Here is a 12,908-nt window from a genome sequence, read left to right as displayed (position 1 = left end):
AAAAATGAAAGCGGAAGACATTGACAAAACCTTGCAAAGTGTTACCCAAAACGGACAACATTTAAGTCCAATTTTACCCGAAGGCGTAAAGAACTATTTAATTGATATCGACGGAACTGTTTGTGACGATATTCCAAACGAAGAGCCTGAAAGAATGCTAACCGCAGAGGTTTATCCGGATGCGTTGGTAACCCTGAACAAATGGTATGACGAAGGTCATATTATATTTTTCTTTACTTCAAGAACAGAAGCTCACAGAGAATATACCGAGATTTGGCTGAAAAAACACGGCTTTAAATACCATGGAATCTTATTTGGGAAACCACGTGGCGGAAATTACCACTGGATTGACAATCACCTAGTAAAAGCTACGCGTTACAGAGGAAAATTTACCGATTTGGTTGATAAGGAAGTAACCATTCAGGTGTTCGATGACGAGCATCATGAGTAAATGATTCGGTTATATGTTGATTTGGTTATTTGTAACGAATCAACATATAACCAAATAACCGCATAAACATTAAAAAAATGTCAGAAGTATTAAATGTGCCAACCATGGCAGAAATGATGGCTCAAGGCAAGCAACCCGAAGTTTTGTTTTGGGTTGGTTGTGCCGGTAGTTTTGATGACAGGGCAAAGAAAATCACCAAGGCATTTGTACGTATTTTAAATCGGGCGAATGTTTCGTTTGCTGTTTTGGGTACGGAAGAAAGCTGTACCGGAGATCCGGCAAAACGTGCCGGTAATGAATTTTTGTTTCAGATGCAGGCTATGATGAACATTGAAGTCCTGAATGCTTACGAAGCCAAAAAAATCGTAACTGCCTGTCCACATTGTTTTAATACACTGAAAAACGAATATCCTGAATTAGGAGGGAAATACGAAGTTATCCATCATACAGAATTCTTAAAATCGCTTTTAGATTCCGGAAGACTAACGATTGAAGGCGGACAGTTCAAAGGCAAACGGATTACATTTCACGACCCATGTTACCTTGGACGGGCTAATAATGTTTATGAAGCCCCAAGGGATTTAATTCAGAAACTGGATGCCGAACTAGTTGAAATGAAACGTTCTCGTGCCAATGGTTTATGTTGCGGTGCCGGTGGTGCACAAATGTTTAAGGAACCGGAACCAGGAAACAAAGACATCAATGTGGAAAGAACCGAAGATGCTATGGAAACCAAAGCGGAAATTATTGCAGCTGGCTGCCCATTTTGCAACACTATGATGACTGACGGTGTAAAAGCCAAAGAACAGGAAGCAAATGTTAAAGTAATGGACATCGCCGAATTGATTGCAAACGCCCAAGATTTATAATACTCAAATTGTCACCCCGAGCATCGTCGAAAGGGTTAAAACCTAAATAAAATGCTAATTCCTTTTGAAAATTTACCCGAAGACTCTAAAATCTGGATTTACCCTTCCAACAGAAAATTTTCAGATGATGAAATGACTGAGATTGAAAATGATTTAAAAACCTTTGTCGAAAACTGGTCAGCGCACGGAACCGGCTTGGAAGCTTCATATCTGTTGAAATACAATCGATTTATCATTCTTGCTGTCAATCAGGAAGTGCAACCCGCAACAGGATGCTCTATAGATTCCTCTGTGAGTTTTATTCAAAATCTGGAACAAAAATATCAGGTTGATTTGTTGGATAAAATGAACGTAACGTTTAAAAACGGTGAACATATTGCGCATAAATCGTTGATTGATTTTAAACGAATGGCCAAAGAAAAAGCCGTAACGGCCAACACCATTGTTTTTAACAATCTGGTGAATAGTATCGAAGAATTTAACGAAAACTGGGAAGTTCCTGCCGGCGAAAGCTGGCACAGTCGTTTCTTTTAAGCCCTAAATTCTATGAAAAGGTTTTTATTCAGTATAGGTTTATGCACAGGATTGCTGTTCTTGATTACGAATTGTTCGTCATCAAAAGTCAGTAATCCAGTACCTGTGAGTACTCCTAAAACTGAAGTTATCGCTAATCAAGTTGCAGAACAACCTGATAACGAAACCTATATTCCAATTCCCAAAGCAGACCGAAAAAACTTTTTCCCCGAAACCGCACTCGAAACACATTGGGTAGATAGTATTTACAACCAAATGACTTTTGATGAAAAAGTAGGGCAGCTGTTTATGGTTGCGGCCTATTCTAATAAAGACACCATACACACAAACGCGGTTGAAAAATTGGTACGTGATTATAAAGTTGGTGGTCTAATCTTTTTTCAGGGCGGGCCAATGCGTCAAGCGCGGCTGACCAACAATTACCAATCGATGGCGAAAGTACCTATGTTTATTGGGATTGATGCCGAATGGGGTCTGAGTATGCGGATAGATTCAACTTTCTGTTATCCTTTCAATATGACTTTGGGCGCTATTAAGGATTTGAAATTGGTGGAAAAAGTAGGCGTTAGCCTCGCAAAGGAAAGCAAAAGAATGGGAATCCATTTCAATTTTGCCCCTGTGTTAGATATCAATACCAATCCTAAAAACCCAATCATAGGATACCGCTCTTTTGGTGAAAACAAAGTAAATGTAACCGAACACGCCATAGCACTAATGAAAGGTGCACAAGGTCAGGGCGTTTTTTCTACAGGAAAACATTTTCCCGGACACGGAGATACTGAAACCGATTCCCACAGTACGTTACCTGTTGTAAATGCTTCTTTGGATCATCTGGAAAAAGTGGAGTTGTATCCGTATAAACGTATGTTTGATGAAGGCTTAGTTTCTGTGATGGTGGCGCATCTGAATATTCCGAGTCTGGAACCAAGAGAAGGATATCCAACCTCTATTTCACCTAATGTAGTAACTAATTTGCTGAAAAACGAGTTAGGCTTTGACGGATTGATTTTTACAGATGCCTTAAATATGAAAGGTGCCAGTAATTTCAGAAAACCCGGCGATATTGATTTGGAAGCCTTTATGGCTGGAAATGACATTCTGCTTTTTGCAGAAAACGTGCCGCTTGCTGCAGAAAAAATATGCATGGCTTACCAGGACAGCCTTATTTCTGATGCAAGACTGGCACAATCAGTGAAGAAGATATTGCGGTATAAGTTCAAAGCAGGACTGAATAAATACAAACCAATTGAAGGCATCAATCTGTATAGCGATTTAAATCCGAAATCAAATGAATCCCTGCAGTATGAATTGTATGAAAATGCAGTTACGGTTGTAAAAAATGATGGTAACATTCTACCGATTAAAAATCTGAATCAAAAGATAGCGTATGTAAAATTGGGTGATGACACCAACAGTTCGTTCGTCACTACTTTAAAGAAGTATACTGAAGTTACTGAAGTTTCAGAAACGAATATTGATACCTTAATGACCAAATTAATCGATTATGAAACCGTAATTATTGGTTATCACAAATCGGATAAGACGTGGTGGAAATCACCTGAGTTGACAGTACCAGAATTGCAGATCATTGACTCAATTGCCTCAAAAAAGAAAGTGATTATTGATTGTTTTGCCAAGCCTTACTCACTATCAAGAATTTTTAATTTTGCTGAAATACCAGGCGTAATCGTTTCGTATCAAAATGGTGATATTGCTCAGCAAGTTTCAGCCGAATTGATATTTGGAGCCATTGGCGCAAAAGGACTGCTTCCGGTTTCTATCAACAACACATTAAAGGCTGGTGATGGAATCACAACGCAAAAACTTAATCGATTGGGCTTTGCAACTCCGGAAAGCGTCGGTATGAGTTCCGAAAAACTTAAGCAGATTGAAACCTATGCCCAAAAAGCCATTGATGGAAAAATGGCGCCAGGTATGCAGATTCTTGTAGCCAGGAAAGGAAAAGTCATTTATCAAAAATCTTTTGGAAAACAAACCTATGAAGGTGATGTAAAAGTTAAGAATAGCGATTTATACGATGTGGCATCAGTGACCAAAATGGTGGCTACTTTGCCTAATGTAATGCAGGTTTATGATCAAAAGAAAGTAGCACTCGAAACTACGCTTGGGGAAATGTTACCACTATTTAAAGGCTCTAACAAACAAAAAATTACGTTCAAGGAATTACTGTCTCATTACGGCAGAATGCAGGCATGGATTCCTTTTTATAAAGCGACTATAGATTCAACTACTAAATTGCCACTTGATAAATACTATCGAAAAATGTACAGCGAAGGGTTTACCAAACGCGTTTCCGATAGTTTGTATTTGCGCGATGATTATCATGACACCATCATGAAACAAATCATCCAGAGTCCGCTGATTGATAAAAAAGAATACAGGTACAGCGATTTTACCTTTATTATTCTGAAGCAATATCTGGAAAGGGTAATGGGCAGGCATTTGGACGAACTGGCTACCAACAATTTCTATAAATCCCTTGGGATGAACAATACACTTTATAATCCTTTAACAAGATTTGACAAAAGTGTCATTGCGCCAACCGAAATCGACACTTATTTCCGTCACGATGTGATTCAGGGTTATGTACACGACATGGAAGCCGCGATGGAAGATGGCGTTGGCGGGCACGCGGGAATCTTTTCGAATGCTATGGATATTGCCAAGATGATGCAGATGTATTTACAAAAAGGAAATTACGGAGGCATTCAATATTTCTCTGAAGCGACGTTTGCCGATTTTAATACCTGTTGGTTTTGTACCGAAGGAAATCGTCGTGGTTTAGGATTTGACAAGCCACAAATCAGTGGAGCGGGTCCAACATGCGGTTGTGTTTCAATGTCGAGTTTTGGGCATACGGGTTTTACGGGAACTATGGCCTGGGCTGACCCAGAAACTGATATTGTTTATGTTTTCTTATCCAACAGAACCTATCCTGACTCTAATTTGCCTAATAAACTTTCAAAAGAAAACATCCGCGAAGACATTCAGAAAGTCATTCAGGATGCGATTATAGAAAAATAAGGTTGGCCTGAACTTAAAATGCCAAAAACCCGAAAGCGGAGCTGTCACTAAACAAAATTCATTTTTTCCTTTAGGAAGCCAAGTAAATACAAGGCCTAAAAATGTACCTGATGAGTTTATCAACTCATCAGCATCAGTTGCGAAACTCATCAGGCTCAGTTAATAAACTCATCAGGATGAATTTGACGGATAATGCGGACAACTATTCCTTATCCATTAGTTCTTTCTTTTCGAAGAAAATATTCAACTGAAATTACTACAACTATCCCAATTAGGTAACACAAAATATCCGACCAGGAAAATGAAGTTCCAATTGCGGTTCTGGCAATTTTGGAATCCTGTAAACATAGCTTTTCTACAATATTCAGGTATTGAAGGAATTCTATTGTGAAGGCGAAGAGCAATACCAATAGTGCTGTTGGCAGAACTTTTGCTTGCAGAAAGGACTTTACAAAGCAATAAATCAGCATAACAACTAAAACATCGCCAAAGTACGGACGCACAAAACTGTCATGAACACACAGTGCAATTATTGCTTCGATAATGAAAAGTGATAGCGTTAATGCAAAATATTTTACATTGAATTGTATCCTATCATTCCTCACCATCATCCAGCTTAAATGGATAATCGCCAAAAAGAGCGGCGAGCTTTTTAGTTTGATAAGTCTTTCGGGTAAACTTATTAGACAGCACAATAATAGTAACTTTCTCTTTTCTTAAGTTGATGAAAGAAGAAGTATTTCCGTGCCACCAGCCGTTGTGATAATAAAAAGGTTCGCTTTTTTCAAACTCAGTCATTCTGATGCCTAAACCATAATTACGTATTCCTTTACTTTCATGGCTATAACCGGTATATATTTTTTTTATCAAATCAGAATTCAGGAAAAAAGGAGCATAACGCGCCTTGTCGAATTTTAATAAATCTCTCGGAGTTGAATAAATGTTTTTGTCGCCATAAATTCCATCAAGGTAATCAATTCCAATTTCTATATTATTTCCTTTATAAGATGGCGCAATAATGGAACGGTCTTTTACAATGTCAAACACAAAAGTATTTGTCATTCCAAGCGGTGCAAAAATCATCTCTTTCATTGCCTCAGGATATTTCAAACCCGTAACTTTTTCAATAACTAAAGCAAGCATTGCATAATTTGTGTTGCAATAACCAAAACCTGTATCGGTTGGTCTTTCCAAAGAAATCTGTTTATCTACCATAACCTTTACAATGTCTTCATTGCTAAGGGTTTCTTGTTTATCCCAATTGCCTTTTTCAAAAGTAAAGTAGGCATAATTTCTCATTCCGCTCCTGTGATTAAGCAGCGTTTGAATTGTCACCTCGGGATAAGGAAAGTTCTCGATGATGGTATTTACCTTTTGGTCAAGTGTGATTTTTTTAGCATCAATGAGCATCAGAACAGCCGTAGAAGTAAGGACTTTGCTGACGGAAGCAATATGTAAAGGCATGTCTTTAGAGATCATTTCGCCGGTTCTTTTATTGGCATAGCCCAAATAATTTTCATAAATTATCTGACCATTCTTTGCTACCAAAAAGGCTACGTTGTCATTTTTTTCGGGCCATTTTTTTTCAAAATACCGACTGACACCATATTTTTTATCATTGATATACGCGGAAGTAAGCTTAGGCAATTCTTCCCGCAAAGGAAGCATAATGGGAATCCCATTATTGTTAACCTTAATAATCGCCTCTTCATTCTTTTCCTGCTTAGAACAAGAAATCGTAAACAGGATAATGGCTAATAACTGAGTAGTATAGAGAGTGATTTTGGATGTCATTATAATAATATTGAAAAACAAATATAATTATTCATAAAGGGTATAAAGTTACTTTTTAAGAAAGCTATCAACAGGTTTTTCACAATTTTTTATGACAAATTTATAAAGATGTAGTAATCAATGGAAAGTATAAAACCGCTTCAACGTTATTTTTAAAAAAAAAGTTTTGAAAACGTTTTCGTTACCGTTACTTTTGGCATCACAAAAAAGCGCACATGAAGTTTGGCATTATTAAAGAAAGAAAAAATCCACCCGATAGAAGAGTAGTTTTTACTCCGGAAGAATTAGTCCGTTTGCAAACCGAGCATCCCGAAGCCTTTATAAAAGTGGAAAGTTCTGATATTAGGGTTTTTACTGATGATGCCTATAAAAAGGTAGGCATTGAGGTAGCTGACGATATTTCCGATTGTGATGTATTCTTTGGTGTAAAGGAGATTCCGGTTGATTATTTGATTCCGAATAAGAAGTATTTTTTCTTTTCGCATACCATTAAAAAGCAAATTCATAACCGAAAATTGCTGCAGGCCATTCTCGATAAAAATATTGAGTTATATGATCATGAAACTATCGTTGATGCAACTAACAGGCGCTTGATTGGCTTTGGCCGTTATGCCGGAATCGTTGGTGCCTATAATGGTTTCAGGGCATTCGGAATAAAATATGATTTATTCAATCTTCCTAAAGCCGAGACTTTACAAACGAAGGAAGATTTGATTGCGCGATTGAAAAGACAAACTTTGCCCAACATTAAAATCGTTCTAACCGGTCATGGTAAAGTAGGAATGGGCGCAAAAGAGATTCTTGACGGCATGAAATTAAAACAGGTTTCTCCTGAGGATTTCTTAAATAAAGTTTACTCACAGGCTGTTTACACTCAAATTGATGTTTTGGATTATAATAAACGATTAGACGGAAAAGCGCCAGAAAGCAATAATGATTTCTATAAAAATCCGCAAGATTATACCTCAGATTTCGAACGTTTTACTAAAGTTGCTGATGTTTTCATGGCAGGTCATTTCCACGGAAACGGTTCGCCCGATATTCTTACGCTTGAAATGCTTCAGGCTGCAGATTGCAAGATAAAAGTAGTAGCCGATATTTCCTGCGATGTGGACGGGCCAATTTCCTGCACCACAAGATCATCAACGATTGCGGAGCCATTTTATGGTTATTTGCCAATCGACAACAAAGAAGTTCCTTACACGCATCCTGGTTCCATAATGGTCATGGCTGTAGATAATTTGCCTTGTGAGTTGCCAAAAGATGCCAGTGAAGGTTTCGGTGAAATGTTTATGGAACATGTTATACCGGCTTTTTTCAATAACGATAAAGATGGAATTCTCGCTAGAGCCAAAATCACCGAAAACGGAAAGCTGACACCACGTTTTGCCTATCTTCAAGACTATGTTGAAGGGAATGGCATTCACAGTTGATAAGAATCTTAAGTTGATAACTATATAATAATCCCGATTCGTTCGGGATTTTTTGTTTTTAAAAGTTATTATATTTATCAAAATTATCTCTCATGAAAAGATTTGCCTTCATCGGATTACTGTTTTTAGGATTGCAGGTGCACTCGCAAAGTATTCAATCGCCTTCAAAAAAAATCACATTGAATTTCGCTTTATCAGATGGAAAGCCAACTTATCAAATCTCTTATCAAAACAAACCAGTTGTACTTAAAAGTTATATGGGCGTAAAACTGAAAGCTGCGCGTGATTTAGATGGTAACCTTCGAATAGACAGCGTAAGGCAAAGAAATGTTAATGAAACCTGGGAGCCTGTTTTAGGAGAACAATCCCATATTAATAACAACTATAACGAATTAACTATTGCACTATACCAGGAGTTAGCCGACAGAAAAATAAATATCATTTTCAGGGTTTTTGATGAAGGTGTTGCCTTTCGTTATGATTTTCCAAAACAATCCAACTTAAATTATTTCATCGTTACTGACGAAGTTTCTGAGTTTAATTTGACTGGAGATCATAAGGCATTTTGGATTCCGGGTGATTTTGACAGTCAGGAATATGCGTATAACGAAACTAAACTATCCGAAATAAACACTGAAAAAATCGACTTAAATAACGGAATTGGTTTGAAAAGTATTGCAGGTAAATATGTGGTACAATCTCCCCTTATGATGAAAACTGCTGATAATGTCTATCTTAATATTTTTGAAGCAGCTGTTGTCAATTATCCCGTAATGCATCTGGATTTGGTGCCAAATGAATTTAAATTGAAATCCCATTTAGTTCCGAATGCCATAGGCGATAAGGCATATTTACAAACACCTTGTGTTTCGCCTTGGAGAACCATTATGATGAGTGATGACGCTAGAGATATCGTGAGTTCGAAAATGATTTTAAACTTAAATGAACCTTGTAAAATTGAGGATACTGCGTGGATAAAGCCAATGAAATATGTTGGTATTTGGTGGGAAATGCATGTTGGAAAATCCACTTGGGATTATGCCGGTTCGCAAAATGCACAAAATGCAGCTGACGGTCAGTTGAAGCCTTCCGGAAAACACGGAGCAACAACCGAAAATACCAAGCGTTATATTGATTTTGCTGCAAAAAATGGTTTTGACGGTGTTTTAGTCGAAGGCTGGAATGTAGGCTGGGAGGATTGGTTTGGCAATTGGAAGGAAGATGTTTTTGATTTCACTACGCCGTATCCTGACTTTGATTTAAAAGCGGTTACTGATTATGCCAAATCAAAAGGAATTAAAATGATTATGCATCACGAAACTTCGGGTTCTGTGGCTAATTATGAAAGACATTTGGACCGAGCATTAGACTTGATGAAACAGTACGGTTATCCAGCTGCGAAGTCGGGTTATGTTGGTAGAATTATTCCACGTGGTGAATTTCATGACGGCCAAACGATGGTTAATCATTTCAACTTTGTGGCACGACGGTTTGCAGTTTACAAATTAATGGTAAACTCACATGAAAGTTCGCGTCCGACAGGTTACAGCAGAACGTATCCAAACTATATTGCGGCTGAAGCGGCAAGAGGGAATGAATTCAATGCCTGGAGTAATGGAAACCCGCCAATGCACGAAACCATTTTACCTTTTACAAGATTATTGGGCGGTCCAATGGATTATACACCGGGGATTTTCGAAATCAAAATGAGCGCTTATGATAAAACCAAGAAAGAACAGGTGCATACCACTTTGGCGAAACAATTAGCGTTATATGTTACAATGTACTCGCCGCTGCAAATGGCAGCTGATTTGCCTGAGAATTATGAAAAGTATATTGATGCCTTCCAGTTTATAAAAGATGTTGCGGTAGATTGGCAAGACAGTAGATATTTAGAAGCAGAACCCGGGGATTATTTGACGGTTGCCCGAAAAGATAAGCATTCAGAGAAATGGTTCCTTGGAGGCATCACTGACGAGAATGCCAGAAATACAGAAATAAAATTAGATTTTCTTTCGCCAAATAAAAAATATACTGCCACAATTTATGAGGATGGGGCTGATGCTGATTGGGAGAAAAACCCAAAGTCATATGTTATAAAAACAGTACAAGTCACTTCTAAATCAAAAATTAAATTACATTTGGCTAAAGGTGGCGGCACAGCAATTTCTTTTCAACCTAATTAACTAATCAACCAAAACTATAACTATGAGTACGACTAAAACCAATTATCCTGCATTATATACCCTAATTACGGTCTTTTTCTTTTGGGGTTTTATAGCAGCCGGGAATAGTATTTTTATTCCTTTTTGCAAAAGTTATTTCTCGCTTGATCAATTTCAATCACAGTTGGTTGACTTTGCTTTTTACACTGCTTATTATGTTGGAGCTTTGTTGCTTTTTGCCTTTGGAAACAGCAGCGGAAAAGACATAGTTGGAAAATGGGGTTACAAGAAAAGCATTGTTTACGGATTATTATTTTCGGCTCTTGGAGCAGGAGCAATGATTGTCGCTGTTGAAGCCAATATGTATGCGGGAATGTTGGTAGGATTATTTATCGTTGCACTCGGATTTTCATTACAGCAAACCGCGGCAAACCCTTTTGCAATTTCGTTAGGAAATCCAAAAACGGGTGCCGACAGGGTAAATCTTGGCGGTGGGATTAATTCATTTGGAACAACGATTGGTCCGATTGTAGTGGCTTTAGCCTTATTCGGAACTGCTGCATCAGTATCAGAAGATCAGATAAAAAGCCTGGAATTAAGTAAAGTAGTGATTCTTTATGTTGGTGTTGGATTACTATTTATTGCAGCAGCAGCAATGTTTTTCTTCTCTAAAAAAGTACCTGATGGAAAGTCAGTAGAACCCATCGAAAAAGCCAATAAAGCATTAAGGGCATTAGTAATTATGACCATTTTATTGGCGGGATGTTTTATTCCAATATTTAAAACGTATCAAATAGATACTGCCGCTTATGATGCAATAGCGATGCAAGATTTGGAACATTACAGAATGTATTGGTTATTTGGCGCATTGGCAGTTGTTGTTGGAGGAATATTGTTTTCGTATACGTCGGCCCAAAAAAAGGCTGAAGGTTGGGGTGCGATGCAATATCCTCAATTGGTTTTGGGAATGCTTGCGATTTTTACTTATGTTGGAGTAGAGGTAGCTATCGGAAGCAATCTTGGGAGTTTATTGAATTTAAAGGAATTTGGGAGTTTGCGGTCTTCAGACATTGCTCCGTATGTTTCGATGTATTGGGGAAGTTTAATGATTGGCCGTTGGGCAGGAGCAATTAGTGTTTTTAACCTTAAAGGAATTAATAAAACTATAGCAATGATAATTATTCCGTTGATTGCTTTTGGTGTTATTCTTGGCGTTAATATTCTTTCGGGAAAAGATATGAAACCTTTGTATTATTATGTTTTCTGTGTGTTTATTCAAATTGGGGCTTTCTTTTTCAGTAAAGACAAACCAGCAAGAACACTGATGATTTTTGGAACTTTTGGGATGATAGCCATGTTCGTTGGTCTATTTTCATCAGGAATAATAGCTATCTATGCTTTCCTTGCGGGAGGTTTGGCTTGTAGTATTATGTGGCCTGCTATTTTTAGTTTGTCTATTATTGGATTAGGGAAGTATACTTCTCAAGGCTCGGCTTTCTTAATTATGATGATTTTAGGAGGTGGAATTATTCCTCCAATACAGGGAAAACTATCTGATATTATTGGAATTCATCAATCCTATATTATTACGGTTGTCTGTTTTGCTTATCTGACTTTGTTTGCTTTTTTGGTAAAAGGTATTTTAAAAAAACAAAACATTGATGTTGATGCTATAGAAATGGATGCTGAAGGAAGTCATTAACTTTCTAAATATGTAAATCAAAAATTCCGCATTGTTTTTCAACTTTGCGGGATTTTCTCATCAAAACCTAACCAACCAAAACCAACTTAACTTATTTTTTTTCTTTATCGTCTTCAACTTTTGCTTTCGTACCATCAGTTTTGTAATAGTAAGAATCGCTGTCATTATTGTTTGAGACTGTATAGTAATTGTTATAATTATAATCACAACCATAATCATCCTCGTAATGATTGTGATTGTTGTAAGCATATCCGGAATTACTGTATCCTTTAATACTTCCAATGGTATCAATAATTTCACCCCATCGGTTGTATACAATTCTCATTCCTCCAATTTGGGTAAGGGCGGTTCTATTGTATTTCATATAAACACTTCCAATGCGGCTTATTCTGTCTCTGTTATCATAATTGATAAACGTATTACCAATTCGCCTTACTCTACCAAAACTATCATGTTCAATTCGTGTACCATAATTCATTGGTCTTTCTACCTGAACTTTAGTTCTTCTTTTGCCCGCGCCTTTATAAAAATAGTCGCCTTGACTATCTTCGGGACGCGTGTTAAAATCAAATTCTCCATTTGGAAAAACGAAAAACTCAATTCCTCGCTCAGTAAATGAGATTGGCTCATCAAAGCTAAATCTCATTCTTTTTTCTTCATCAGATTTTTTGATTATTTCTGATGCATTCACTACACCAACCAGTAAAATGCTAGCTACTAAAAGGGTAATTTTTTTCATAATCATTTTAATTTGAGTTTTTGCTTACTCTTTCGATTTTCAGCATCTTCGAACAAAATTTCTTTGTTGATTAAGGTTTGTCAATTGTTGTGCCAAAGTACTAAGTTGAATTCTTAAGATTAAATTAATTTATTGTAACGAATAGATAATCAACGTATTAAAATTTGAATTTTGAG

The 12,908-nt window shown here is 37.2% G+C and carries 10 protein-coding genes; 7 read left to right on the top strand and 3 right to left on the bottom strand.

Annotated features, from left to right (window positions below; all coding sequences use genetic code 11):
- Positions 1-4: 4 nt before the first annotated feature.
- The 4 genes from Q0Q99_RS05780 to Q0Q99_RS05765 all read left to right on the top strand — a co-directional run bounded on the left by Q0Q99_RS05780 (position 5) and on the right by Q0Q99_RS05765 (position 4,899).
- On the top strand, positions 5-451 hold the full coding sequence (locus Q0Q99_RS05780) for a phosphoheptose isomerase (protein ID WP_293892790.1): 447 nt from the start codon (positions 5-7) through the stop codon (positions 449-451).
- A gap of 77 nt (positions 452-528) precedes the next feature.
- Positions 529-1,320, top strand: a complete 792-nt coding sequence (locus tag Q0Q99_RS05775) for a (Fe-S)-binding protein (RefSeq protein ID WP_293892787.1) — start codon at positions 529-531, stop codon at positions 1,318-1,320.
- Between the two features lie 51 nt (positions 1,321-1,371).
- Positions 1,372-1,854, top strand: a complete 483-nt coding sequence (locus tag Q0Q99_RS05770) for an ABC transporter ATPase (protein WP_293892784.1) — start codon at positions 1,372-1,374, stop codon at positions 1,852-1,854.
- Between the two features lie 12 nt (positions 1,855-1,866).
- Complete coding sequence (locus Q0Q99_RS05765) at positions 1,867-4,899, top strand: glycoside hydrolase family 3 N-terminal domain-containing protein (protein ID WP_293892781.1); 3,033 nt, start codon at positions 1,867-1,869, stop codon at positions 4,897-4,899.
- 209 nt (positions 4,900-5,108) lie between these two features.
- Here the strand turns inward: Q0Q99_RS05765 and Q0Q99_RS05760 are convergent, their stop codons facing one another.
- Together Q0Q99_RS05760 and Q0Q99_RS05755 are read right to left on the bottom strand one after the other, a co-directional pair.
- Positions 5,109-5,534, bottom strand: coding sequence for a DUF2809 domain-containing protein (locus Q0Q99_RS05760; RefSeq protein ID WP_293892778.1), 426 nt, complete (start codon positions 5,532-5,534; stop codon positions 5,109-5,111).
- Complete coding sequence (locus tag Q0Q99_RS05755; protein WP_293892775.1) at positions 5,494-6,693, bottom strand: serine hydrolase; 1,200 nt, start codon at positions 6,691-6,693, stop codon at positions 5,494-5,496. Before Q0Q99_RS05755 ends, Q0Q99_RS05760 begins: the two co-directional genes overlap by 41 nt.
- 215 nt (positions 6,694-6,908) lie before the next feature.
- Here Q0Q99_RS05755 and Q0Q99_RS05750 point away from each other — a divergent pair, with 215 nt between their 5' ends.
- From Q0Q99_RS05750 to Q0Q99_RS05740, 3 genes are all read left to right on the top strand, one after another.
- Positions 6,909-8,126: an NAD(P)-dependent oxidoreductase gene (locus tag Q0Q99_RS05750; RefSeq protein WP_293892772.1), complete on the top strand. Its 1,218-nt coding sequence runs from the start codon at positions 6,909-6,911 to the stop codon at positions 8,124-8,126.
- Between the two features lie 92 nt (positions 8,127-8,218).
- Positions 8,219-10,312, top strand: a complete 2,094-nt coding sequence (locus tag Q0Q99_RS05745; protein ID WP_293892769.1) for a glycoside hydrolase family 97 protein — start codon at positions 8,219-8,221, stop codon at positions 10,310-10,312.
- Between the two features lie 22 nt (positions 10,313-10,334).
- A complete protein-coding gene (locus tag Q0Q99_RS05740) occupies positions 10,335-11,993 on the top strand; it encodes an MFS transporter (RefSeq protein ID WP_293892767.1) in 1,659 nt (552 codons plus the stop codon).
- Between the two features lie 91 nt (positions 11,994-12,084).
- On the opposite strand, the gene Q0Q99_RS05735 is transcribed toward Q0Q99_RS05740, so the two are convergent.
- A complete protein-coding gene (locus Q0Q99_RS05735; RefSeq protein ID WP_293892764.1) occupies positions 12,085-12,732 on the bottom strand; it encodes a hypothetical protein in 648 nt (215 codons plus the stop codon).
- Positions 12,733-12,908 lie beyond the last annotated feature (176 nt).

This window comes from Flavobacterium sp. (assembly GCF_025352425.1).
In the GTDB taxonomy this organism is placed as follows: Bacteria; Bacteroidota; Bacteroidia; order Flavobacteriales; family Flavobacteriaceae; genus Flavobacterium.
The sequence above is the reverse complement of the archived record's forward strand: the minus strand, read 5'-3'. Positions and strand labels throughout refer to the sequence as shown.

Bases quoted from the DNA above. Each gene is read 5' to 3' on its own strand.
- Q0Q99_RS05740 (WP_293892767.1), top strand. From the start codon at position 10,335: ATGAGTACGACTAAAACCAATTATCCTGCATTATATACCCTAATTACG.
- Q0Q99_RS05765 (WP_293892781.1), top strand. From the start codon at position 1,867: ATGAAAAGGTTTTTATTCAGTATAGGTTTATGCACAGGATTGCTGTTC.
- Q0Q99_RS05755 (WP_293892775.1), bottom strand. From the start codon at position 6,693: ATGACATCCAAAATCACTCTCTATACTACTCAGTTATTAGCCATTATC.
- Q0Q99_RS05780 (WP_293892790.1), top strand. From the start codon at position 5: ATGAAAGCGGAAGACATTGACAAAACCTTGCAAAGTGTTACCCAAAAC.
- Q0Q99_RS05745 (WP_293892769.1), top strand. From the start codon at position 8,219: ATGAAAAGATTTGCCTTCATCGGATTACTGTTTTTAGGATTGCAGGTG.
- Q0Q99_RS05735 (WP_293892764.1), bottom strand. From the start codon at position 12,732: ATGAAAAAAATTACCCTTTTAGTAGCTAGCATTTTACTGGTTGGTGTA.
- Q0Q99_RS05770 (WP_293892784.1), top strand. From the start codon at position 1,372: ATGCTAATTCCTTTTGAAAATTTACCCGAAGACTCTAAAATCTGGATT.
- Q0Q99_RS05750 (WP_293892772.1), top strand. From the start codon at position 6,909: ATGAAGTTTGGCATTATTAAAGAAAGAAAAAATCCACCCGATAGAAGA.
- Q0Q99_RS05775 (WP_293892787.1), top strand. From the start codon at position 529: ATGTCAGAAGTATTAAATGTGCCAACCATGGCAGAAATGATGGCTCAA.